General features: G+C 69.7%; 25 protein-coding genes. 17 read left to right on the forward strand and 8 right to left on the reverse strand.

The genetic code is table 11. The features are described 5' to 3' along the window. Positions 1-36 precede the first annotated feature (36 nt). Positions 37-1,320 (forward strand): MinD/ParA family ATP-binding protein, encoded by a 1,284-nt coding sequence (locus tag DMP23_RS31320; RefSeq protein WP_043836155.1) that lies wholly within the window; start codon positions 37-39, stop codon positions 1,318-1,320. Between the two features lie 143 nt (positions 1,321-1,463). Here DMP23_RS31320 and DMP23_RS31325 read toward each other — a convergent pair whose 3' ends face one another. Next, positions 1,464-1,646: a hypothetical protein gene (locus tag DMP23_RS31325; protein ID WP_037818857.1), complete on the reverse strand. Its 183-nt coding sequence runs from the start codon at positions 1,644-1,646 to the stop codon at positions 1,464-1,466. Between the two features lie 284 nt (positions 1,647-1,930). Beyond that, positions 1,931-2,143 (reverse strand): BldC family transcriptional regulator, encoded by a 213-nt coding sequence (locus DMP23_RS31330; protein WP_009072010.1) that lies wholly within the window; start codon positions 2,141-2,143, stop codon positions 1,931-1,933. A 362-nt stretch (positions 2,144-2,505) separates the two neighbouring features. Here DMP23_RS31330 and DMP23_RS31335 point away from each other — a divergent pair, with 362 nt between their 5' ends. Genes DMP23_RS31335 through DMP23_RS31345 form a run of 3 tightly spaced genes read left to right on the forward strand, consistent with a single transcriptional unit; the run spans position 2,506 to position 4,354 of the window. After that, complete coding sequence (locus DMP23_RS31335) at positions 2,506-2,979, forward strand: Lrp/AsnC family transcriptional regulator (RefSeq protein WP_009072012.1); 474 nt, start codon at positions 2,506-2,508, stop codon at positions 2,977-2,979. A gap of 11 nt (positions 2,980-2,990) precedes the next feature. Further along, positions 2,991-3,281 (forward strand): DUF4229 domain-containing protein, encoded by a 291-nt coding sequence (locus tag DMP23_RS31340; RefSeq protein ID WP_037818858.1) that lies wholly within the window; start codon positions 2,991-2,993, stop codon positions 3,279-3,281. Then, entirely contained in the window at positions 3,278-4,354 is a 1,077-nt protein-coding gene (locus DMP23_RS31345; protein ID WP_037818859.1) for a PLP-dependent cysteine synthase family protein, read from the forward strand. The genes DMP23_RS31340 and DMP23_RS31345 overlap by 4 nt, the downstream gene beginning before the upstream one ends. On the opposite strand, the gene DMP23_RS31350 is transcribed toward DMP23_RS31345, so the two are convergent. Continuing rightward, a complete protein-coding gene (locus DMP23_RS31350; protein WP_205669978.1) occupies positions 4,332-4,979 on the reverse strand; it encodes a TetR family transcriptional regulator in 648 nt (215 codons plus the stop codon). The two genes, DMP23_RS31345 and DMP23_RS31350, sit on opposite strands and share 23 nt — an antisense overlap. A gap of 104 nt (positions 4,980-5,083) precedes the next feature. Between DMP23_RS31350 and DMP23_RS31355 the strand changes: the two genes are divergently transcribed. Continuing rightward, positions 5,084-6,523: an aldehyde dehydrogenase gene (locus tag DMP23_RS31355; RefSeq protein WP_238603458.1), complete on the forward strand. Its 1,440-nt coding sequence runs from the start codon at positions 5,084-5,086 to the stop codon at positions 6,521-6,523. A gap of 240 nt (positions 6,524-6,763) precedes the next feature. Here DMP23_RS31355 and DMP23_RS31360 read toward each other — a convergent pair whose 3' ends face one another. The 3 genes from DMP23_RS31360 to DMP23_RS31370 are packed head-to-tail and all read right to left on the reverse strand — an operon-like array spanning position 6,764 to position 9,757. After that, complete coding sequence (locus DMP23_RS31360; RefSeq protein ID WP_134663683.1) at positions 6,764-7,633, reverse strand: 1,4-dihydroxy-2-naphthoate polyprenyltransferase; 870 nt, start codon at positions 7,631-7,633, stop codon at positions 6,764-6,766. 47 nt (positions 7,634-7,680) lie between these two features. Continuing rightward, positions 7,681-8,820: an o-succinylbenzoate--CoA ligase gene (gene menE / locus DMP23_RS31365; protein WP_337823290.1), complete on the reverse strand. Its 1,140-nt coding sequence runs from the start codon at positions 8,818-8,820 to the stop codon at positions 7,681-7,683. Between the two features lie 13 nt (positions 8,821-8,833). After that, positions 8,834-9,757 carry a 1,4-dihydroxy-2-naphthoyl-CoA synthase gene (locus DMP23_RS31370; protein WP_337823291.1) on the reverse strand — a complete coding sequence of 308 codons (924 nt, stop codon included), beginning with the start codon at positions 9,755-9,757 and terminating at the stop codon, positions 8,834-8,836. A gap of 93 nt (positions 9,758-9,850) precedes the next feature. Here DMP23_RS31370 and menD point away from each other — a divergent pair, with 93 nt between their 5' ends. The 5 genes from menD to DMP23_RS31395 all read left to right on the forward strand — a co-directional run bounded on the left by menD (position 9,851) and on the right by DMP23_RS31395 (position 14,718). Next, on the forward strand, positions 9,851-11,527 hold the full coding sequence (gene menD, locus DMP23_RS31375; RefSeq protein ID WP_037818922.1) for a 2-succinyl-5-enolpyruvyl-6-hydroxy-3-cyclohexene-1-carboxylic-acid synthase: 1,677 nt from the start codon (positions 9,851-9,853) through the stop codon (positions 11,525-11,527). A 31-nt stretch (positions 11,528-11,558) separates the two neighbouring features. Next, positions 11,559-11,903 carry a hypothetical protein gene (locus tag DMP23_RS31380; protein WP_200864430.1) on the forward strand — a complete coding sequence of 115 codons (345 nt, stop codon included), beginning with the start codon at positions 11,559-11,561 and terminating at the stop codon, positions 11,901-11,903. 91 nt (positions 11,904-11,994) lie between these two features. Beyond that, a complete protein-coding gene (locus DMP23_RS31385; RefSeq protein ID WP_134734111.1) occupies positions 11,995-13,512 on the forward strand; it encodes a M1 family metallopeptidase in 1,518 nt (505 codons plus the stop codon). Positions 13,513-13,569: 57 nt separating this feature from the next. Further along, complete coding sequence (locus DMP23_RS31390) at positions 13,570-14,244, forward strand: hypothetical protein (RefSeq protein ID WP_337823292.1); 675 nt, start codon at positions 13,570-13,572, stop codon at positions 14,242-14,244. 9 nt (positions 14,245-14,253) lie between these two features. After that, complete coding sequence (locus DMP23_RS31395) at positions 14,254-14,718, forward strand: DUF3592 domain-containing protein (protein ID WP_037818868.1); 465 nt, start codon at positions 14,254-14,256, stop codon at positions 14,716-14,718. A gap of 263 nt (positions 14,719-14,981) precedes the next feature. Here DMP23_RS31395 and DMP23_RS31400 read toward each other — a convergent pair whose 3' ends face one another. Beyond that, the gene (locus tag DMP23_RS31400) at positions 14,982-15,815 is read right to left on the reverse strand and encodes an inositol monophosphatase family protein (RefSeq protein WP_037818869.1); all 834 of its coding nucleotides are present in this window, start codon (positions 15,813-15,815) and stop codon (positions 14,982-14,984) included. A 224-nt stretch (positions 15,816-16,039) separates the two neighbouring features. On the opposite strand from DMP23_RS31400, the gene DMP23_RS31405 reads away from it, so the two are divergent. Together DMP23_RS31405 and DMP23_RS31410 are read left to right on the forward strand one after the other, a co-directional pair. Beyond that, positions 16,040-17,110 (forward strand): glycosyltransferase family 4 protein, encoded by a 1,071-nt coding sequence (locus tag DMP23_RS31405; protein WP_337823293.1) that lies wholly within the window; start codon positions 16,040-16,042, stop codon positions 17,108-17,110. Between the two features lie 3 nt (positions 17,111-17,113). After that, positions 17,114-18,217, forward strand: coding sequence for a glycosyltransferase (locus tag DMP23_RS31410; RefSeq protein WP_134734108.1), 1,104 nt, complete (start codon positions 17,114-17,116; stop codon positions 18,215-18,217). 62 nt (positions 18,218-18,279) lie between these two features. Here the strand turns inward: DMP23_RS31410 and DMP23_RS31415 are convergent, their stop codons facing one another. Next, complete coding sequence (locus tag DMP23_RS31415) at positions 18,280-18,738, reverse strand: MarR family winged helix-turn-helix transcriptional regulator (RefSeq protein ID WP_337823294.1); 459 nt, start codon at positions 18,736-18,738, stop codon at positions 18,280-18,282. An 81-nt stretch (positions 18,739-18,819) separates the two neighbouring features. Here DMP23_RS31415 and DMP23_RS31420 point away from each other — a divergent pair, with 81 nt between their 5' ends. The 5 genes from DMP23_RS31420 to DMP23_RS31440 all read left to right on the forward strand — a co-directional run bounded on the left by DMP23_RS31420 (position 18,820) and on the right by DMP23_RS31440 (position 23,100). After that, entirely contained in the window at positions 18,820-19,473 is a 654-nt protein-coding gene (locus DMP23_RS31420) for a DUF4386 domain-containing protein (RefSeq protein WP_337823295.1), read from the forward strand. Positions 19,474-19,483: 10 nt separating this feature from the next. Beyond that, on the forward strand, positions 19,484-20,173 hold the full coding sequence (locus DMP23_RS31425; protein ID WP_037818876.1) for a demethylmenaquinone methyltransferase: 690 nt from the start codon (positions 19,484-19,486) through the stop codon (positions 20,171-20,173). A 10-nt stretch (positions 20,174-20,183) separates the two neighbouring features. After that, entirely contained in the window at positions 20,184-21,479 is a 1,296-nt protein-coding gene (locus DMP23_RS31430; RefSeq protein ID WP_337823296.1) for a geranylgeranyl reductase family protein, read from the forward strand. A gap of 657 nt (positions 21,480-22,136) precedes the next feature. Next, a complete protein-coding gene (locus DMP23_RS31435; protein ID WP_037818926.1) occupies positions 22,137-22,547 on the forward strand; it encodes an NADH-quinone oxidoreductase subunit A in 411 nt (136 codons plus the stop codon). A 4-nt stretch (positions 22,548-22,551) separates the two neighbouring features. After that, positions 22,552-23,100, forward strand: a complete 549-nt coding sequence (locus DMP23_RS31440) for a NuoB/complex I 20 kDa subunit family protein (RefSeq protein WP_009072052.1) — start codon at positions 22,552-22,554, stop codon at positions 23,098-23,100. Positions 23,101-23,104 lie beyond the last annotated feature (4 nt).

A 23,104-nucleotide genomic window follows, 5' to 3' on the forward strand; every position in this document is an offset into this window, starting at 1 on the left:
CAGGGGCCCTTCGACGTACCCGGGAGGTTGGCAACGGTGACCGGACCCAGTGAAGAGACTGCCGGCGAGCAGCAGTCCGAGCAGGCCCAGGAACCGGCTGCCATGTTCTCCGAGGAACGCACCGACTCGACGCCGCACCCCGGCACCGGGCCGTACGACGCGCAGCCGACGCAGGTCGTCGACCCGCCGCCGCAGGGCGCGTACCAGCCGCTGCCGCAGCCGGGCGGCTACCAGCCGCACTACGACCAGAACCTGCCGCCGCTGCAGCCTCCCGCGCAGCAGCACCAGCCGCAGCACGCCGCCCCGCCGGGGTACCAGCAGCAGCCCGTCGCTCCTCCGGGCGTGGCTCCCGTGCCGGGCGCTCCGGCCGGGGCGCAGGGGCTGCCGCAACCGGCGTCCAGCGCGGACGAGCTGGCCACCGCGCACCTGGTGAAACAGCAGAAACGCACGCCGCAGTCCGGCTGGCGCAAGGCGGTGTACCTGGGCAGCGGCAAGCTGCTCAACCCGGGGGAGAGCCCGGCGGACACGCGCCGGCGCGAGCTGATCGCGCGGGTCAACCAGCCGCTGCGCGGGTGCTACAAGATCGCGATGCTGAGCCTCAAGGGCGGCGTCGGCAAGACCACGACCACGACCACGCTCGGCGCGACGTTCGCGTCCCTGCGCGGCGACCGCGTGGTGGCGGTGGACGCGAACCCGGACCGCGGGACGCTGTCGCAGAAGATCGCCATCGAAACCACCGCGACCGTGCGGCACCTGCTGCGCGACGCGGACAAGATCACGCGCTACAGCGACGTCCGGTCGTACACGTCGCAGGGGTCGAGCCGGCTGGAAATCCTGGCCAGCGAACAGGATCCGGCGGTGTCGGAGGCGTTCTCCGAGAACGACTACCGGCGCACGGTGAACCTGCTCGAGCACTTCTACAACATCGTCCTCACCGACTGCGGCACCGGTCTGATGCACTCGGCGATGAAGGGCGTCCTCGACGTCGCGGACTCGCTGGTGGTCGTGTCCTCGGGTTCGGTCGACGGGGCCCGCAGCGCCTCGGCGACGCTGGACTGGCTCGAGGCGCACGGCTACGGCGACCTGGTGAAACGCTCGGTCGTGGTGATCAACTCGGTGCGCCCGAAGGGCAGTTCGGTCGACCTGGACAAGCTGGCCGCGCACTTCGGCGCGAAGGTGCGTTCGGTGTGCCGGATCCCGTTCGACGCGCACCTGGAAGAGGGCGCGGAAATCGAACTGGAGCGTCTCGGCGGGGACACCCGGCTGGCGCTGCTGGAACTGGCGGCGACCGTGGCGGACGGTTTTAACGGCAGGGCTTAACCAAGCGGCTGCGCTTGATTGACCGTGCGGGCTCCGCAACCACAACCCGAGATCGCGCCGGTTTCTGGACTGAAATCGGGAGGGAAGAAACCGGCTTCCCGGCGATCTCGGCGCCCCGGCGGAGCCGGGGCAATCAAACACGCTCAGGAGTCGGTTTCGTCCGGGCGTTTGCGCTGCTGTTCGGAGAGCTTGCGCAGGAATTCGGGATCGTCGTCGGGAGCGACGGCCGGGCGGCGCTGCGGGACGCTGATCCGCTGCGCGCCGAGTGCCCGCCACAACAGAACGGCGATGGTGATCGCGCCCACCGCTGCGAGCAAAGGGATCATGCCCGGGGTCCTTCCGTCGTGCTGGCCGTGTTGATGGCGCCGACTTCGTCGGCGCGGCGAGATCGCCGGGAAGCCGGTTTCTTCCCTCCCGATTCGCCCGGCCTGGGGGCCGGTCGAATCGCTCAGTCCAGAAACCGGCGCGATCTCGCGGCGTGGTCGCGGAGCGCCGTCGTGGAGAACTTTACTGGACTTTGCCCGAATGCGGCGAAGGGTCGTGACCGGCAAGCGATGCGGGAGGCACCCCTTGCCAGTCACGACCCTTCGGCGTGTTCGAGACCCGCGGATCAGATCTTGCGGGTCGGCTCGCTCGCGTCCGTGGTGAGCTCGGCCAGAAGGTCGTTCACCTCGGACTCGCGGAACCTGCGGTGTCCGCCCGGCGTCCGGATCGAGCCGATGCGGCCCGCGGTGGCCCAGCGGGTCACGGTCTTCGGGTCCACCCGGAACAGAGCGGCCACCTCACCCGGGGTGAGCAACCGTCCGCCCATGGTTGCGGTCATTTTCCGCCTCCTTAACGCCCAACTTGCTATACCGGGGGCATCGGGCGATTTCGCCCGTCGCGCCCGGGTGGCCAACGCGGCAATCGTGGCACTTCACCCGTCGGGTACTCGAACGGTTGTCCTTGGGTAAAGAGCCCTTAAAGTGCAAAAGGGACATAACTCAGCAGATTCTCAGGATCGCTCAGCGCCCGTTCGCGCCTCGCTGACCAGGCATTTTCTGACCAGCTGCGCCGAGATTCGGGTAAAGACTGAGCAAAGGCCGCGGCTGGGCGGCGTCCGGCGTCGAGGTTGCTGTGACGCAGGAGACAATCCGGGGCCTACCGGGATGCGCCTCCCGCGCGGGCGCGCCGCATAATGAGCCGGTGGATCAGCTGGACCGGAAGATCATCGCCGAGCTGCGGGCCAACGGCCGGGCTACCTACGCCGACCTCGGCCGGACGGTGGGGCTCTCCGCGTCGTCGGTGCACGAACGCGTCGGGAAGCTCGAGGCGGCGGGCGTGATCACCGGGTACCACGCGATGGTCGACCCGAACACGGTCGGACTCGGCGTCACCGCGCTGGTCGGCATCCATCCCACCGACACCGCCACCGACGAGGACGTCGCCGCTTCGCTCGGCGAACTGCCCGAGGTCGAGAGCTGTTACGCGGTCGCGGGCGACGAGGCCTTCGTAGTAAAGGTGCGGGTTTCGACGGTCGACGAGCTGGAGCTCACTCTCGGCAGGCTGCGCCGCATCCCCGGCGTCGGCCGCACCAACACGACAGTGGTGCTCTCCACCCGGTTCGAGGGCCGCCCCAACAACGCGGGCCTGGACGAGGACCCGGCGAGCGGGGCGTAGCCTGTTTCGGTGTGAGCGAGACACCGGACCACCTTCCCCGTGACCTGACGGTGTACTTGATCGCGCGGTTCGCGCTCGTCGCGGTGGTCGCGGTCGTGCTGTCGCTGGTCGGCGTGCCGCTGCTGGTCTCTTTGCTGATCGGGCTCGTCGTCGGCCTTCCGCTCGGACTGCTGCTCCTGCGCGGGCTGAACCAGCGCGTGACGGCCGGTCTGGCCAAGCGCAACGAATCCCGTGCGCGTGCTCGTGCCCAGCTGCGTTCGCAGCTGCGCGGCGAAACCTCGGCCGACGATTCCGCGGCATGAGCAAACCGCACAGCCGCGCCTGGGTCCGCGAAGCAGTCCGGATCATCGAGGCCGACGCCAACCGCAGCGCCGACACTCACCTGCACGTTTTCCCGCTGCCCCCGGAATGGGGCATCGACCTTTACCTGAAGGACGAGTCGGTGCATCCGACCGGCTCGCTCAAGCACCGCCTCGCGCGCTCGCTGATTCTGTACGGCCTGGTCAACGGGCACATCGGCCCGGACACCGTGCTGGTCGAGGCGTCCAGCGGCTCGACCGCGGTGTCCGAGGCGTACTTCGCGCGGATGCTCGGCCTGCGGTTCGTGACCGTCGTGCCGCGGCGGACGAGCAAGGAAAAGATCGCGCTCATCGAGTTCTACGGCGGCGAGTGCCACTACGTCGACTCCGCGCCGGCGATGTACCCGGAGGCCGAGCGGCTGGCCGCCGAGTGCAACGGGCATTACCTCGACCAGTTCACCTACGCCGAGCGCGCGACGGACTGGCGCGGCAACAACAACATCGCCGAATCGGTGTTCGCGCAGATGCGTGCCGAACGCCATCCGGTGCCGTCGTGGATCGTCGTCGGCGCGGGCACCGGCGGGACGAGCGCGACGTTCGGCCGGTACGTCCGGTACAAGCGGCACACCACGAAGATCTGCGTGGTGGACCCGGAAAACTCGTCGTTCTACGGCGCGTGGGAAACCGGTGCGCCGGACTACGCGACCGGGATGCCGTCGCGGATCGAAGGCATCGGACGGCCGCGTTGCGAACCGTCGTTCGTGCCCGGCGTGATCGACGAGATGTTCCAGGTGCCCGACGCGGGTTCGCTGGCGGCGATCCGGTTGCTGCGGGACCGCACCGGGCACTGGGCGGGCGGCTCGACCGGGACCAACCTGTATGGCGCGTTCCAGCTGATCTCGCGGATGCTGGCGGACGGCCAGGCGGGTTCGGTGGTGACGCTGCTGTGCGACGGCGGGGAGCGGTACGCGAACACGTACTACTCGGACGAATGGCTCGGCGAGCAGGGGATCGACCTCGCGCCGTATCGGGCGCGGTTCGACGAGTTCCTGCTCACTGGCCGATTCGACGCCTAGCTTCCTGGTAGCCCAGCGTCAGCACGACGATCAGGCGGCGCAACCGGTCCTCGAAGTCGAGGCGGGAGCCGGCCAGGCGCGGGTCCTTGATGGCTTCTTGGACGGCTTCGTTCGGGTGCGCCAGCGGCCACATTCCCGCGGTGAACATGAAGATCGCGGACGACAGTTCTTGTGCGGTCTCCGCGGAAAGGCCTGGCAGCGCGGCGTGCAGCAGGTCGGCGGTGCGGGCGTTGTGCTTCGCCGAGCGCAGCTTGTAGTCCCGCGCGATTTCCGTGGAGACATTGCGCTCCAGCACGTTCGCCAGCACGCTGATCAGTTCGCACAGGACCGGTCGCGTCGCGAGTGAGCGGGCGAGGGTCGCGGCGACCTCCGACAGATCGCCGTCGAGGGTGAGCGAGTCGAGCCACGCGCCGCGAGCGCGGTCGAGCACCTCCAGGTAGACGGCCTCCCGCGTGGGGAAGTAGCGCGCGACGTTCGACGCCGACAGGCCTACCCGGCGGGCCAGTTCGCGCATGCTGACCTCGCTGACGGACGACTCCGTCATCAGCTGTTCGGCCACGTCGAGGATCGCCTCGCGGCGGGCTTCCACCTGCTCGGGACTGCGGGCGCGCTGGAAGTCGGTCACGCCTCGGAGTGTAACAGGACACTGCTCTCTTGATAAAAGAACAGCGTCCTGTTAACTTCGAGAACAAGAGAGCAGTGTTCCGTTAACTCTGGCAGGAGATCCCGATGCGTACTTACGACCAGCTCTTCCTCGGCGGCCGCTGGACCGAGCCCGCGACGACCGACACCTTCGAAATCCGTTCGCCGCACGACCGGGCGCTGGTCGGCACCGCGCCAAAGGCCTCGAAGGCGGACGTCGACCGCGCGGTGGCGGCGGCCCGGCGGGCGCTCGAACCGTGGGGGAGAACCCCGCTGGCCGAGCGGCTGCGCCTGGTCGAGCGGTTCAACGAACTGCACGCCGCCCGGGCCGACGAAATCGCCGAGCTGATCACCGCGGAGAACGGCTCGCCGAGCTGGTTCACCGGCTGGACGCAGCACAACCTCCCGGAGCGCACGGCGGCGTGGCTCAAGACCGCGCGCGAGTTCGACTGGGAGGAGACGCTGACCGACGAGGCGGGCAACCGGACGATCGTGCGTGCTGCACCGGTCGGGGTGGTGGCCGCGGTGATCCCGTGGAACTCGCCGCATTCGGCCGCGCTGGTGAAGCTGATTCCGGCTCTGCTGGCGGGCAATCCGGTGCTGCTGAAGGCCGCGCCGGAAACCCCGCTCGACGCGATGCTGCTGGCGGAGATCTTCGCGGAGGCCGGGTTCCCCGAGGGCGTGGTGAGCGTGTTCGCGGCTGACCGCGACGTGAGCGAGTACCTGGTGACGCACCCCGGTGTCGACAAGATCTCGTTCACCGGCTCGACCGCGGCCGGGCGGCGGATCGCGTCGCTGGCGGGAGAGCAGTTCAAGCGCGTCGGGCTGGAGCTGGGCGGAAAGTCCGCGGCGATCGTGCTCGCGGACGCGGACCCGAAGACCGTCGCCGAGGGGATCCGGACCGCGACGTTCGCGAACAACGGCGAGATGTGCGTGGCCCACACGCGGATCTTCGCGGCGCGCGAGCGGTACGCCGAGGTGGTGACCGCGCTCGCGGAAATGGCCGACGGGCTCGTGGTCGGCGATCCCGCGAAGCCGGACACGTTCGTCGGGCCGATCGTGCGCCAAGACCAGTACGAGCGCGTGCTGTCGTACCTGCGGCTAGGCGTCGAGGAGGGCGCACGGATCGCGGCGGGCGGTGCCGAGCCGCTCGCGAATCCTGAACTGGCGGACGGGTTTTACGTGCGTCCGACGGTGTTCGCCGACGTCACGAACGACATGCGGATCGCGCGCGAGGAGATCTTCGGGCCGGTGCTCGTGGTGATCCCGTTCGACACCGAGGAAGAGGCGATCCGGCTCGCGAACGACTCCGACTACGGCCTGAGCGGCGGCGTATGGACGGCCGACGCGGAACACGGCGTCGAGCTCGCACGGGCGGTGCGCACGGGGACGTTCCACGTCAACGGCGCACCGCGGCATGGGAACGCACCGTTCGGCGGGTTCAAGGCGAGCGGGGTGGGCCGTGAGTACGGCTCGCACGGGTTGGCGGAATTCGTGGAGTGGCAGGCGATTGCGGTGGGCCGTTAGAGCACGAGGGCGACCGCGCTCAGTACCGCCCGGCTCGGTTCGGTGGGCTCAAGGCGGAGCGGGGTGGGCCGTGGTGCGGTTGGCCCGGGCGGTGTTCGTGGAATGGCGGGCGATCGCGGTGGGGCGTTAGAGCGACTGCGCTCAGCATCGCCTGGGCGCGGGAACGCTCGGTTCGGTGGGCGCAAAGCGAAGCAGGGCCCGGGCGGTGTTTGCGAAATAGCAGGCGACCGCGGTGAGCCGCTAGAGCGCCAGGGCGACCGCGCTCAGCACCGCCCACGCCAGCATTGCCATGCCGGTGTCGCGCAGGGCCGGGATCAGCTCCCGGCCCTTGCCGCCGCCTCCGACGGACTTGATTGGCTTCAGCAGCAGCGGCGCGGTCACGAAGGTGATGAACAGCAGCGGGTGCCAGATCCCCATCAGCACGGTGAGCGCGTACGGGACCGTCACCAGGGTCAGGTAGAGCTTTCGCGTGCCGCCGTCGCCCATGCGGGTCGCGAGGGTGTGCTTGCCGGACTCGAGGTCGGTCGGGATGTCGCGCAGGTTGTTCGCGACCAGCACCGCCATCGAGAACGAGCCGACCGCTACTGCGCAGCCCAGTGCGTCCCAGCTGACCCGGCCGGCCTGGACGTACACCGTGCCGAGGACGCCGGCCAGTCCGAAGAACACGAAGACCGCGATCTCGCCCAAACCGTAGTAGCCGTAAGGCTTTTTGCCGCCGGTGTAGAACCACGCGCCGAGGATGCACAGCGCGCCCATCGCGAGCAGCCACCAGTATCCGCTCAGCGCGACGAGCGCCAGGCCCAGCACTCCGGCCAAGCCCAGGGAGGTCAGCGCGGCACGCAGCACGGCCTTCGGGTTCGCCGCGCCGGAGCCGACGAGACGCAGCGGGCCGACGCGGTTTTCGTCGGTGCCGCGGATGCCGTCGGAGTAGTCGTTGGCGAAGTTCACGCCGATGATCAGCGACAACGCGACCAGCAGAGCGAGCAGCGAACGCCACCAGGAGAACGCGTCGAGCGCGATCGCCGCTCCGACGCCCGCCACGACCGGTGCGATCGCGTTCGGCAGCGTCCTCGGCCGGGCGCCTTCGATCCACTCACTGACTGTCGCCATGGGGTCCATTCAACGCCATGCGATCTTCACCCGTTCGGTGAACCCGCTCAGCGCGTCCGGAGGGCGGCGACCACTGCCTGCCGGTCGACCTTTCCCGGTCCGCGCAACGGCAACTCGCTGACGAACTCGACGCGTTTCGGCGTCGCGGCCGCACCCAGCTCAGCCCGGACCGCGGCTCGCAGCGCGGCCTCGTCCGTCGAACCCGCCACCATCGCCACGACCGCCTCGCCCCACTGCGGATCCGGAATCCCGACGACACAGGCGTCCCGCACCCCGGGCTGCGCGCCGAGCAGCCGTTCGATCGCGGCGGCGGACACCTTGACCCCGCCGGTGTTGATGACGTCGTCCGCGCGTCCGAGCACCTCGATCAGGCCGTCGGCCAACACGCGGCCGCGGTCGGAGGTGCGGAAAGAACCTTCCCGGAACGACTCCGCGGTCAGTTCCGGAGCGAGGCGGTAGCCGTGCGACAGCACCGGGCCGGAGATCCACAGTCGCTCGTCAGCGTCGGGTTCTACGCGCACCCCGTCGAGCGGAACGCCGTCGTAGACGCAGCCGCTGGCGGTCTCGCTCATGCCGTACGACGGGACGATTTGCACGCCTTCCTCAGCCGCTTGCGCTCGCAGCGCGGGCGAGGTGGCGGCGGCACCCAGGATGATGCCGTCGAAGGCCTTCGCGGCGGCCAGGCCGGCGCCGCCGTCGTCGAGCAGGCGGACTAGCTGGGTCGGCACGAGCGCGGTGTAGCGCGGGCCGTTCTCCGCGAGCACCGGCGCGGCCGCGGCGGCGAACTCGTCCGGGCGGAAGCCGGTGCCGGTCAGGAACGCCGGTTTCGTGCCTGCCAGCCGCGCTCGGATCAGGACTTGCAGGCCGCCGATGTAGTGCGCGGGCGTGGCGAGCAGCCAGTGCCCGGGGCCGCCGAGCCGGGCGTGCGTTGCCGTCGCGGACGCGATGAGCGCACGCGGCGACAGCAGCACTCCCTTCGGCGCTCCGGTGGACCCGGACGTGGCGATCACCACGGCGGTGTCCGGCTCGACCGGCTGCTCCGGGGCCATCGCCTCGAGCAGCGCCGGCGCCGACGGATCCGCCGAGTTGAGCGGCAGCACCGCCGGACCGCCGTCGAGGGCAGCCGCCAGGGCCGCGTCGAGGGCGGTCAGCGCGTCGGCGCTGCCGTCGAGCCACACCACGTGCACGGAAACGACCTTCTCAGTAGTAGTACGGGTAGTCGGACCAGTCCGGGTCGCGCTTCTCCAGGAACGCGTCGCGGCCCTCGACGGCCTCGTCCTGCATGTACGCCAGCCGGGTGGTTTCGCCGGCGAACAGCTGCTGTCCGACGAGCCCGTCGTCGATCGCGTTGAACGCGTACTTCAGCATCCGCTGCGCGGTCGGCGACTTGCCGATGATCGTCCAGCCCCATTCGAGCGCGACCCGCTCCAGCTCGGCGTGCGGCACGACCTCGTTGACCGCGCCCATCCGGTGCATTCGCTCGGCGGTGTAGTCGCGGCCGAGGAAGAAGATCTCGCGCGCGAACTTCTGCCCGACCTGCCGGGCGAGGCCCGCCGAACCGTAGCCCGCGTCGAACGAGCCGACGTCCGCGTCGGTCTGCTTGAACCGCGCGTGCTCGGCCGAGGCGAGGGTGAGATCGCACACGACGTGCAGCGAATGCCCGCCGCCCGCCGCCCAGCCGGGCACCACGGCGACCACGGGTTTCGGCATGAAACGGATCAATCGCTGCACCTCGAGGATGTGCAGCCGCCCCGCCCGCGCCGGGTCGACCGTGTCCGAGGTCTCCCCGCTCGCGTACTGATACCCGGAGCGTCCGCGAATACGCTGGTCACCGCCGGAACAGAACGCCCAGCCGCCGTCCTTCGGCGACGGGCCGTTCCCGGTGAGCAGGACGCAGCCGACGTCCGAGCTCATCCGGGCGTGGTCGAGCGCCCGGTAGAGCTCGTCGACGGTGTGCGGGCGGAAGGCGTTGCGGACCTCCGGACGGTCGAAAGCGATCCGGACCACCCGTTTGCCGGAGCGGGCATCTCGCGAACGGTGGTAGGTGATGTCGGTGAAGGAGAACCCTTCGACCTCGGACCAGGCGGCGGGGTCGAACAGCTCGGAAACTCGGGCGTCATCCACGTTTGGGAGAATAGGACCTGTGGACATGATCGCTGTGCCTGACGCCGCCCCCGGGGAGTGCCCGTCGGACGGTTCCTTAACGGGGGCCTGCCGGTGAACCCGTCCACCGCGCAGGCCAGGGTCATCGTCGACGAACTCGTCCGCAACACCGTGTCGCACGTCGTGTTGTGTCCAGGATCTCGCAACGCGCCGCTGTCCATCGCGCTCTACGACGCCGCCGCTTCGGGACGGCTGCAGCTGCACGTCCGCATCGACGAGCGCGGCGCGGCGTTCCTCGCGCTCGGCATCGCGGCGCGCACCGGCCGTCCGGCGGCGGTGGTCTGCACCTCCGGCACCGCGGCGGCGAACTTCCACCCGGCCGTGCTGGAGGCCGACCGGGCGGGCGTGCCGCTGATCGTGCTCACCGCCGACCGTCCGCCGGAGCTGCGTTCGGCGGGCGCGAGCCAGGTGATCAACCAGTACGAGCTGTACGGCGACGCGGTCCGCTACTTCGACGAGCTGGCCGTCGCCGAACGCCGGGCCGGGCAGAACTCCTACTGGCGCAGCCAGATCTGCCGCGCGTGGAACGCCGCGTACGGCGAGTGGCGCTGCGGGCCGGTGCACCTGAACATCCCGTTCCGCGAGCCGCTGGTGCCGGACCTCGACGATGACGGCGAGTGGTACGAATCGCTCGAAGGCCGCCCCGACGGCGAACGCTGGACCGAGCTGCCGGACTTCGGCGCGCTGCCCTCGTTCGTGGTCCCGTCGGCGCGGCACGGCCTGGTGATCGCATGCGACACCGGCGCGCAGGCGGCCAGCGAGTGGGCCGAACAGCACGGCTGGCCGGTGGTTTCGGAGACCGGCGGGCTCGGCCTGTCCGGCGCGACCGCGATGTCGTCCGGCGCCTGGCTGCTGGGCGTCGAGGAATTCATCTCGCGGCACCGTCCCGAGCAGGTGCTGTGCCTCGGCCGTCCGACGGTGTTCCGGCAGGTCCAGAAGGTGCTGTCGGACCCGGAGGTCGAGGTGCTGCTGGTGCGCCCGGATTCGGACTGGCCCGCGCCCGCGCACAACGTCCGCCAGGTCGGGCAGTGGTTCGCCGAACCGACGAAGCCCGCCGACCCGGAGTGGCTCGCGAGCTGGCAGCGCGCGGACGCCGCGGCCAGTCAGGCGGTTTCGACGGCCCTGGCCGCCGAGCCGTGGCCGAGCGGCGTACGGGTGGCGACGGAGCTGGTCGACGCGCTGCCGGAAGGCGCGCTGCTGGTGGTCGGCTCCTCGAACCCGACGCGCGATGTCGCGCTCGCTGGACGGCTGCGTCCGGACGTCCTGGTGCACCGCAACCGCGGCGTCGCCGGGATCGACGGCACGGTGTCGACGGCCATCGGCGCGGCCACTGTGCACCGCGCGCCGTCGTACGCGCTGCTCGGCGACCTGACCTTCCTGCACGACGCGTCCGGTCTGCTCACCGGTCCGGCGGAGCAGTTGCCGGACCTGACGATCGTGGTGCTGAACGACGACGGCGGCGGCATTTTCTCGCTGCTGGAGCAGGGCGCGCCGGAACACTCGGCGAGCTTCGAGCGCGTCTTCGGCACGCCGCACGGCGCGGATTTGGGCGCGCTCTGCGCGGGCTACCGGGTGCCGCACGTCCTGGCCGAGACGGTCGAAGAGTTCCGTGCCGCGCTGCGGCCCGCGCCGGGCCTGCGGGTCGTCGAGGTCCGGGTCGACCGGGCGCAGCACCGGAATCTCCACGCGCGGCTGAAGTCCGCGGTCGCGGAAGCGGTGGGGACGGTTTAGCCGGCGGGGGCCGGTGAATATGGGGGATTTCGTGAACGAGGCGGACCTGCGCCCGCGAGGCCGGTGGGCCTGGTTCAGCGCGGCGGTGGCGGCGCTGGCGCTGATCGGGCTGGTGTGCTCGTATTTCTCGTCGTTTCTGGTGATGGCCAGCGACAACTGCTTCGCCGGGGACAGCAGGGCGATCTGCAGCGCGGCCGGGCAGCAGGCGGTCGCGTCGCTGCCGTGGGTCGGCTGGTTCGCGGCGATCGCCGGGTCGTTCGCGATGGCCGGGCTCGCCGTGCGGCGCGGCTGGGGACCGTGGCCGGGGCTGTACGCGGGCCCGATCCTGTACGGCATCCCGATCGCCATTGCGTGGTGGATCGCCGAATCCGGATGATCTTCCCAGTGGGTAAGAACCCGTCGTTCGGACGTACCTGTGGGGTGCTCACGTGGATACGTTCGGTCGCATTGGCCACCTTGGAGGAACCATGCGATCGAGAACTCGGGCCGGAATCGGGGCGGTTGCGGCTGGAGTCGCGACGGTGCTGCTGGCAGGCACCGCCTCGGCAGTGCCGGCACCGGGCGCGCCGGGGGTCGGCGACCCGTACTACCCGAACGCCGGCAACGGCGGCACGGACGTGCAGCACTACGACATCCGCGTGAGCTACCAGCCGGAGACCGACGTCCTGTCGGGCACCACGACGCTGCTGCTCACCGCCACCCAGGACCTGTCCCGCTTCGACCTTGACTTCGCGCTCAAGGCGTCGAAGGTGCTGGTGAACAACCGGCCCGCGCAGTTCACGAATCAGAACGGCGACGGCGAGCTGGTGATCACGCCGGCGCAGCCGCTGCTGAAGGGCCAGTCCGCGACGGTCGTCGTGAGCTACTCCGACAGCCCGTCGACGGAGAAGGTCGGCGGACTGAACACGTGGAAGAAGGGCGCGTTCGGGGCGCTCGGCATCGACGAGCCGCAGAGCGCGCAGTGGTGGTTCCCCTCCAACGACCACCCGACCGACAAAGCGACTTACGACGTGTCGATCGAGGCTCCGGACGGGCTCGCCGCCATCTCGAACGGCACGCTCGTGAAGAAGACCAAGAAGCGGGCCGGCTGGACGCGGTGGAACTGGCGCAGCACCAAACCGCAGGCGACCTACCTGACGTCGTTCATCGTCGGCAAGTACGACGTGGTCCAGTCCACCACGCCGGACGGCAAGCCGTTCATCACCGCCTACGGGTCGGATCTCGGCGATTCGCTCGACGCGGCCAAGGCGAGCGTGGAGCGGACGCCGGAGGTCGACGAGTTCCTGGCGTCGCAGTTCGGGCCGTATCCGTTCGAGGCCGAGGGCGGCGTGGTGACCAGCGGGATCACCTTCTCGCTGGAAAACCAGACCCGGCCGACCTACGGCGCGCGCAACTTCGCAGCCGGCTCCAACACCACGCTGATCGCGCACGAGAACGCACACCAGTGGTTCGGCGACAACGTTTCGCTGGGCAAGTGGAGCGACATCTGGCTGAACGAGGGCTTCGCGTCCTACGCCGAGTACCTGTGGTCCGAGCACCAGGGCGAGGGCACGACCGCGGAACTCGCGCAGTACGCGTACGACTCCTACGCCGCCGACGACCCGTTCTGGCAGGTCCTGCCGGGCGATCCGGGCGAGCCGAACCAGTTCGACCGCGCGGTGTACGACCGGGGCGCGATGGCCGTGCAGGCGTTGCGCACCACGGTCGGCGACCAGGCGTTCTTCTCGATCCTCCAGCAGTGGCAGACCGCCAAGGCCGGTAAAGCGGCGGTGATCCCGGACTTCATCGCGCTTGCCGAGAAGGTGTCGGGCAAGCCGTTGCAGGAGCTGTTCCAGACCTGGCTTTTCACCAAGGGGAAGCCTGCCGTCGGTCCTAATGGGACAGTCGCGGCGGCCAAGGCGTTCGCCGCCGTTCCGGCGAAGCCGAAGGCGTGGGACCAGATCCAGGCGAACCACCGCGCGCTGGCGGCGGCTGAGCGGCACTGAAATTCGCTTGCCTGGCCGCGGGATCCTGGAGAGTTCCGCTCCAGGAGGAGGATTTCCGTGGCCATGAAAGTGCGGGCGCAGCTCCGCCATGCCCGGCTCGACGGCCGGGTGTGGCGGGTGCTGCGCCCTGATCCCGTTCTGGACACCGCGCTGTTGTTCGAGGTCGCTCCGGGCACGGAGATGTCACACGTGGAGATGTACGTCGACCGCGGCGCGGCGTACCGGATCGGGGTGCTGTGGCTGCTGGCCTCGCGGTCCCGCCACACGATCATCCACCTGCCGTTGCGCACCGGCCGGATTCCCGAGGAACCGGAGTTCGCCGGTCGTCCGCTGGATCTCGTGCTGAGCCAGCACACCGCGCACCTGCGCCCCTCGCAGTGGCCGCGGCTGCGGGCGGCGCTCGGCCCGTCCCGGCCGCATACGGTGCGGGTCCCGGCCGATCGGCGGCCGATCGACTGGCCGGGATGGCCCACCCGGGACCGGCTGCTCGACCGGTTCCACGCGAACACGATGTTCCTGACCGGCAGCCCGGCGGTCTTCCGGCACACCGCCGAGGACTTCTTCGCCCTCGCGTTCGGAGCCCCTGGTTCGGCTCCGGGAGAGGAATCGGCGCAGCACAAGTGTTTTCAGCTGCATTGGACGTCTCGGCTGCTGGTGAACTCGTACAACCTGCACGTGCTCTACCGGGCGCACTGGCTGCCGAGTGCCGAGCTGGTCGGCGCACCCGACTAAACTCTGGGTGTGGCAGCCAGGAGTGTGAAGGCACGGCGGATCGCGTGGTTCGCCGTGCTGGGCGTGGCTGTGCTGCTCACGGTGATGTGCGTGAGCCTGGTTTTCGCCGCGTTCCGCAACGACAGCGCGATCGAATCGCACCTGGGCACGGCGAACGCGACGGTCGAGTCGGTGGCCTTCGACCGCACGATCATCCAGTACCAGACCCCGGACGGCATCGTGCACAGCCCGCCGACCGGGGTGCTGTACCCGTCGGGCCTCGCCGCCGGCCAGTTGGTGGCGATCGAGTACGACGCGACCAATCCCGAGCTGACCAGGGTCGCCGGCCGGACCGCGACGTTGACGCTGCTGCCGGTGGGCATGACGGTGCTGATCACGTGGCTGGTGGCGGGCCCGCTGCTGTGGTGGCTGCGCCGGTTGATGAAGCGGGACCGGTCCGCTTCGGTGGCGGAGCCGGTCGCCGCGAAGGTGTGATCAGGTTCCGGCGGTTTCCTGCCACCAGCGGTCTGTCGGTGGGCAGGGCGGCGTCGTCGCCGTGTTTGTCCAGCACGCCCGCCTGTTTCTGACGCCATCGCGTCCGACTTTGCGACGGTGGTGTGGCTGTCGGTCGACGGTGGTGTGGCTGTCGGTCGGTGATCACGTGGCTGGTCGCGGGCCCGCTGCTGTGGTGGTTGCGCCGGTTGATGAAGCGGGACCGGTCCGCTTCGGTGGCGGAGCCGGTCGCCGCGAAGGTGTGATCAGGTTCCGGCGGTTTCCTGCCACCAGCCGAGTACTTCGTCGGCCACGCCGGGTGCGGCGACCAGCAGTCCGTCGGTAGGCAGGGCAGCGTCCTCGCCGTGTTTGTCCAGCACCACCGCGCCCGCCTCGATCGCCATCGCGACTGAGCCCGCGACGTCCCATTCGTGGTAGCTGTGCAGCACCGCCGCGGCGGCGTGCCCCAGCGCGACCTGGGCGATCGACAGCGCGGCCGACCCCAGCACCCGCACCCCGGTGTGCGCGGCCGCCGCTCGTTCGATGAACTCGCCCATTCCCGGCCACGGGCCCTTGCGCGCCAGTTCGGTGCAGACGATCGCTCCGGCGGTGCCCGCGCGGTCGACCAGCTTCAGCGGTTTTCCGTTCGCTCGGGCTCCCCGGCCGCGGGCGGCGGCGTAGATCTGCGCCCGGTACGGGTCGGCGACGACGCCCACCACCGGGCCGCTCGCGTCGACCAGGGCGAGGCTGTAGGCGCACCACGGCACTCCGGCGACGTAGTTCGCGGTGCCGTCCACGGAATCGACCACCCAGCGGTACTCCGCGACGTCCGCGCCGTGGTCGGCGCCGAATTCGTGGCCTACCACCGGGATTCCGGGGAACTCCGCGGTCAGCACGCGGCGGGTGTGCCGTTCCAGGATCCGATCGGTGTCGGTGACCCAGTCGAACGGCGAATCCAGCGTCGCCGGGTGCGCGCCGCGGCCCGCGGTCGCGGTGATCACGTCGGTGGCGTCGTTCGCCAGCCGCCCCGCGACCTCGAGTGCTCGGGAGAGCAGCCCGGGTTCCACGGGCCGCGACGGCCTGGAGGACAAGAGGGTCATGCCTGCTTAGTCTGGGCGTTCCTGGTGTCCGGGACACGACCGGAAGATGACATGTCGTGGCGAATTCTTCGACGGTCGGCGCCCGGGCGCCGACGCTGCGGAGTGTTTCGCCACCGTTGGCCGGTCGGTTACGCGGGATTGGCCCGCCCTGCCTGCGGTTTTGCGACAGTGACGCCGTGCGAGTCGCCATAGTCACCGAAAGTTTCCTGCCCCAGGTGAACGGCGTGACGAATTCCGTGCTGCGGGTCGTCGAGCACCTGGTCGAATCCGCGCACGACGTGCTGGTCGTCGCGCCGGGACCGGGGCCGGCGAGTTACCGCGGCGCGCCGGTCGTCCGCATTCCGGCGCTGGACTTCCCCGGCGTGAACTCGCTGCCGATCGGCCTGCCGACGCGCACCGTGCTGACCGCGCTGGCCGATTTCGGCCCGGACGTCGTGCACCTGGCCTCGCCGTTCGTGGTCGGCGCGCGCGGGCTCGCCGCGGCCAGACGGCTGCGGGTGCCGTCGATCGCCGTCTACCAGACCGACATCGCCGGGTTCGCCACGTCGTACGGCTTCGGCATCGGCGCGCGGGCGGCCTGGCGCTGGGTGCGCCGCCTGCACTCGCGGGCCGACCGGACGCTCGCGCCGTCGTCGGACTCGATCGAACAGCTGAAACTGCACGGCGTTCCGCGCGTGCACCGCTGGGCGCGCGGCGTGGACGTCAGCCGGTTTTCCCCGGCGCACGCGGATCCGGCGCTGCGTGCGGAACTCGCGCCGAACGGCGAGCTGCTGGTCGGGTTCGTCGGACGGCTCGCGCCGGAGAAGGAGGTCGACCGGCTGACCGCGCTGGCCGGGGTGCCGGGCGTGCGCGTGGTCGTCGTCGGCGACGGACCGGAGCTCCCGTCGTTGCGGGAACGGTTGCCTGGCGCGGCTTTCCTCGGCGCGAAGTACGGCGACGAGCTGTCGGTCGCGTACGCGAGCCTCGACGTTTTCGTGCACACCGGGCCGCACGAGACGTTCTGCCAGGCGGTGCAGGAGGCGATGGCGTCCGGACTGCCGGTGCTCGCGCCGGACGCGGGTGGCCCGAAGGATCTCGTTTTGCCTGGCCGGACTGGGTATTTGCTGCCCGCCGACCGGGAATCGTTCGGCCCGGCGCTGGTTGCCAAGGTCAACGACCTGCGCGACGCGGCGTTGCGCGCCCGGCTGGGCGAGAAGGCGCGGAAAGTGGTTCTGGGCCGCACGTGGCCCGCGGTGTGCCGGGAGCTGGTCGGGCACTACGAAGCGGTACAGGGCCGAGTCGCGCGTGCGGCTTGAGCCATGCACATCGTCCAGCTGGCGAACTTCTACGGACCGCGGTCCGGCGGGCTGCGGACCGCGCTGAACCACCTCGGCGCGGGGTACGTCGCCAGCGGGCATCGGGTGACGCTGGTCGTGCCGGGGCGGCGGTACGCGGTGGAAAGCCTGCCGACCGGGGTGTGCCGGTATTCGTTGCCTGCCTTGCAAATTCCCGGCACCGGCGGGTACCGCGCGGTCGATCCGCAGCGGGTCCGTGCGGTGCTGCGGCGGCTGGAACCGGACCGGCTGGAGGTGTCCGACCGGCTGACCCTGCGCGGGATGGGCGTCTGGGCGCGGCGGAACGGCGTGCCCAGCATGGTCATTTCGCACGAGCGGCTGGACCGGTTGCTGGAGCAGTTTTTGCTGCCCGGAGCGATGGCCCGGCACGTCGCGGATGCCGCCAACCGGCGGATGGCGGCGTCGTACGACACGGTGGTGTGCACGACTGCCTTCGCGCACGCGGAGTTCGAGCGGATCGCCGCGCCCAACGTCCGGCGGGTGCCGCTGGGGGTGGATCTGGCGACGTTCGCGCCGTCGATGCGGGATTCGGGATGGCGGAGGGCGTTGGCCAGTGGCGCCGACGCGTTGATTGTCCATTGTGGTCGGTTGTCGCCGGAGAAACATGTTGAGCGGAGCGTGGATACGGTCGCCGAGCTGACTGAGTCAGGCGCGCGGGTGCGGTTGGTGATCGCGGGGGACGGTCCGCGACGACGGGCATTGGAACGGCGGGCCCGGGGCTTGCCGGTGACGTTCCTCGGCTTCTTGGCTGGGCGCGGCGAGGTGGCTCGATTGCTGGCCAGCGCGGATGTTTCGCTGGCTCCGGGACCGCATGAGACGTTCGGATTGGCGGCCTTGGAAGCGCTCGCGTCGGGGACGCCGGTGGTGGTTTCGGCGTCGTCGGCGTTGCGGGAGATCGTGCGACCCGGCTGTGGGGCGGCGGTGGATGACTACGCGCCCGCGTTCGCCAGCGCGGTGACCGGCCTGCTGGATAGTCCTGAAGAGATCCGGCGGGCAGCCGCGAGGGCGCGGGCGGAGGAGTTCGCTTGGCCGACCTCGGTCCGCGGAATGCTCGCCGCGCTGGGCTGACAAAGGTCCGTGAAGGGCTCCTTGAGGGAATCTAATTCCCTCAAGGAGCCCTTCACGGACAACTAGCCGCGGTAGCCGGGGTGGATGCCGGGCGTGAGACCGCGGTCGTCGGCGACCCGGCCGAGCAGATCGCGCAGCACCGAACGTTCCTCTGTGGACAGTGCGGCCATCATCTCGTCTTCGTGTGCTGCGGCGGCTTTCGCTAGTTCAGCCATCGTCTCCTGGCCTTTGTCGCTCAGGAAAACCGCGTAGAGGCGCCGGTCCTGCGGATTGCGGCGGCGTTCGATCAAGCCCTGCTGCTCCAGGCCGTCGACGAGGGCGACCAGCCGGGTCGGCGGCGTGCCCAGTTCCGCGGCCAGCGCCTGCTGGCTCTCGCCGGGCCGCCGCGCGATCGCCCGGAGCAGGCCGGTCTGGGGCGGGGTCAGGCCCAGGTCCGCGACGCGTTCGGCGAAGCGCTGGGTCGCGTGTGCGCCCAGCTGGGCCAGCAGGAAAGCGCTGCCGAACTGCGGAGGTCCTTGCATGCCCTGAACCATATCGCTTGACAATCCATTACGCTAGTGTAATCGTTCTATTAGTGAAACTAATTGACCTGGAGGTTTGCCATGACGACCATGACTCGGCAGGGCAGTCCGCCCTTGCTGGCACCGGCGCTGGCGTTCGGAGTGCTGACCGTCGCGTCGGCGGTGCTCGGGGCGACGGGGACGCGGCCGGATTCCAGCGCGGCTGAAGTCGCCGCGTATATCGGCGGCAACCAGGGCGTTGTGCAGCTGCTCGCGTTCGCGGTGTTCGGCGCGTCGGTTCCGTTGGCGGTCTGGGCCGCGACGGCCTATCGCAGACAGCGGCGGCTCGGCGTCGCGGCACCGGGCGCGGTGATCGGGTTGACCGGCGGTGTGCTGTCCGCGGCCGCGCTCGCGATGAGCGGGTTGATCACCTGGACCGCCGCGCAGTCCAGCGAGACGCCGGCGGTGGCACGGGCGTTGACCAGCCTCGCGTTCGCGTCCGGCGGGCCGGGCTTCGTGGTGCCGCTGGCGTTGCTGATCGCCGGGATCGCGGTGCCCGCGTTGTTCCTGAACCTGCTGCCGCGCTGGCTGTCGGTCGCCGGGCTGGTGGTCGCCGCGGCCGCGGTGCTCGCCTCGCTGTCGCTGCTGACCCCGGCGCTGTATCCGCTGATCCCGGTCGGCCGGTTCGGCGGGCTGGTGTGGCTGGTCGCCGCCAGCGTCCTGCTCCCGCGCGACCGCGCGGCACGGACGGACTAATCTCGGACCCATGCCCCGAGCGAGCCTGGACAAGGATCCGCACGAAGTCGCCGCGATGTTCGACGGCGTCGCGTCCGGTTACGACCGGGCGAACTCGTTCATGACGTTCGGGTTCGACCGGCGCTGGCGCACCACCACGGCGCGCGTGCTGGACGCCAAACCCGGGGAGAAGGTGCTCGACCTCGCGGCGGGCACCGGGGTGTCCACCGTCGAGTACGCGCGCGGCGGAGCCTGGTGCCTCGCCGCCGACTTCTCCGTCGGGATGCTCAAGGCGGGCCTGCACCGGAAGGTGCCGATGGTCGCCGCGGACGCGATGTGCCTGCCGTTCGCCGACAACAGCTTCGACGCCGTCACCATCTCCCTCGCGCTGCGGAACTTCGTCGACACCAAGGGCGCGCTCGCCGAGATCCTGCGGGTGGTCAAACCGGGCGGCAGGCTGGTGATCTGCGAGGTGTCGACGCCCACCTTCGCCCCCATCCGGTTCATCTACCGGCGGTTCGTCCTCAAGCTGCTCACCTGGGTCGGCAGCCGGTCCTCGACCAACCCCGAGGCCTACTCCTACCTGGCCGAATCGATGCTCGCCTGGCCCGATCAGCGCGGGCTCGGCGAGATCATCGCGAGCGCCGGATGGACCGAGGTGGAGTGGCTGAACCTCACATTCGGCGTCGTCGCGATCCACCGCGCGCGCAAGCCTGCCTAAACTCGGCGGCATGACGACTTCGCGCCGCCGCAGCCCAGACCACGACGCCGAAGTGATCGTGGTCGGGGCTGGACCGGCTGGTTCGACCGTGGCCACCTACCTCGCGCGCGCCGGCGTGGACGTGCTGCTGCTGGAGAAGACCGTCTTTCCGCGCGAGAAGGTGTGCGGGGACGGGCTCACGCCGCGGGGTGTGAAGCAGTTGATCGACCTCGGTCTGGACACCAGCGAGGAAGCGGGCTGGGTGCGGAGCCGGGGGCTGCGGATTCTTACCGGGGATCTGACGCTGGAGTTCGATTGGCCGGATCTCACTGATTACCCGCCTTACGGGGTCTCGCGTACTCGGCAGGACTTTGATGACCTGCTGGCCAAGACCGCGGTGAAGGCCGGGGCTCGGCTGTACGAGCGGACCACGGTCACTGGGGCGATTACCAATGCTTCCGGCCGGGTCGTGGGGGTCGAGGCGAAGGTCGGACCGGAGAAGACGCCGGTCAGTTATCGGGCGCCGTTGGTGCTGGCTTGCGACGGGGTGTCGGCGCGGCTGGCGTTGAGCGTGGGGATCGACAAGAACGAGAAGCGGCCGATGGGGGTCGCGGTTCGGCGGTACTACAAGAGTCCCAAGCATGATGACCCGTTCATCGAGGGGCATCTTGAGCTGTGGGACCGGTCTGATCCGCGGGATCCGAAGCTGCTGCCTGGATACGGGTGGGCGTTTCCGTTGGGGGACGGGACGGTCAACGTCGGGCTGGGGATGCTGTCGACCTCGGCGTCGTTCCGGAACACCGACTATCGCGCGTTGTTGCGGCAGTGGCTTGACGGGACTCCTGAGGAGTGGGGGTACCGCGAGGAGAACGCCATCGGCAAGGTCGGCGGGGCCGGGTTGCCGATGGGGTTCAACCGGACGCCGCATTACCGGAACGGGCTGCTGCTGCTCGGCGACGCCGGGGGGATGGTGAGCCCGTTCAACGGCGAGGGGATTTCGGCGGCGATGGAGTCGGCGCAGCTCGCGGCTGAGGCTGTGGTGCAGGCGTTGGCTCGGCCGGAGGGGCCGTCTCGGGAGCGGGCGTTGGAGGGGTATCCCCGTGCTGTCGGCGAGCTGATGGGCGGGTATTACCGGCTGGGGAACGTGTTCGCGAAGTTGATCGGGAAGCCGAAGGTCATGCACGCGGCTACCAAGTACGGGTTGCGGGTCAACAAGATTCTTCCCTTGGTGTACAAGGGGCTTTCCGGGTGTTACGACGCTCGTGGGGGCGATGGGGTGGATCGGTTGATCGCTGCTTTGGCTCGGGTTACGCCTCGTCCTCGGTAGTCGGCTCGTCGCCTGGCGGCGACATCGTTTGTGGGTGCGTGGGGCACCCCGAAGCTTGATTGTGCTGACGGTTCGGGGGTGCTTGTCAAGGCGGGAAAGATGCCTTGACAAGCACCCCCGAACCGCAGGGGAGCTTCGTATCGGGGTTGGGGGAGGGGCTGGGTGCCTCGCTCGTTGGGTGCATCGGCTGCGGGACGGGGCCGGGTGCCTCGATGGTTGGGTGCATCGGCTGCGGAGTTACCCGGGTGGAGCAATGGGTTGTCCGGCCGGTCAGTGTGATGCGTCACAAGATCGAGTCGGGGCTGGGGCTCGGCGCGGTTCTTGAATGTGGCTTTACCGCTGGTCTCGCGATTGTGCGCGGGGGTGGGCCTGGGGGATCGTTCTGTCTAGTTAGGGCTGCCTTAGTCCATAACCCCTCGGGACAAGAGTGTGACTCACGTCCTACACTCCCCCCATGCTTTGTGAATCGCTTCACAACCGCGACTCGTCGCTTGTGAACTATTTCACAAGCAGGTGGTGGGTCGGACACGGGCCGTAAGGGCGCCCTGACCCTCGGCGGTGTGACCCAGCTCCCTTAGGGTGCGCAACCGAGAACTCGGACCACCACCCGAGAACAACCCGCAGCGGCGCGGAAAGGATGGCGAAGACCCCGTGCTGATGGTGCCCGTGCTGGCGCAGGCCGATCCCGGACCGGCGGCGCCCGGACTCAACGTGTATCTGCCGCTCGTTCTGCTTTTCGTGCTCGCGGCGGGGTTCGCCGTGTTCTCCGTGCTGCTCGGTCCGCTCGTCGGGCCGAAGCGGTACAACCGCGCGAAGACCGCTGCCTACGAGTGCGGCATCGAACCGTCGCCGCAGCCGCTCGTCGGCGGCGGGCGGATGCCGGTGGCCTACTACATCACGGCCATGCTCTTCATCCTGTTCGACATCGAGATGGTGTTCCTCTACCCGTTCGCGGTGAACGCCAACGCACTCGGTGTCTTCGGCCTGGTGGAGATCGTGCTGTTCATCGTGACGGTCGGGTTCGCGTACGCCTACGTGTGGCGGCGCGGCGGCCTGGATTGGAACTGAACCCATGGGCCTCGAAGAAAAACTCCCCAACGGCATCCTTCTTGCCAGCCTCGAGGGACTGGTCAACTGGGCACGCAAGAACTCGCTGTGGCCCGCCACGTTCGGGCTCGCCTGCTGCGCGTTCGAGATGATGTCGGTCGGCGGTTCGCGCTACGACATCGCGCGGTTCGGCATGGAGCGGTTCTCCGCGACGCCGCGCCAGGCCGACCTGATGATCGTGGCCGGCCGGGTGACCCAGAAGATGGCCCCGGTCCTGCGCCAGATCTACGACCAGATGGCCGAGCCCAAGTGGGTCCTCTCGATGGGCGTCTGCGCCTCGTCCGGCGGGATGTTCAACAACTACGCCGTCGTGCAGGGCGTCGACCACATCGTGCCGGTCGACATGTACCTGCCGGGGTGCCCGCCGCGGCCGGAAATGCTGCTCGACGCGATCCTCAAGCTGCACGCCAAGATCCAGGACGAGCCGATCAACGCCCGCCGCGCCGCGATCCGCGCGGCCAGCGGGGCCCGTACCGAGCTGATCCCGTCCTCGATCAAGTACGCGAAGAAGTGAGCAC

The organism is Amycolatopsis sp. A1MSW2902, assembly GCF_017312175.1.
Taxonomy (GTDB): domain Bacteria; phylum Actinomycetota; class Actinomycetes; order Mycobacteriales; family Pseudonocardiaceae; genus Amycolatopsis; species Amycolatopsis nivea.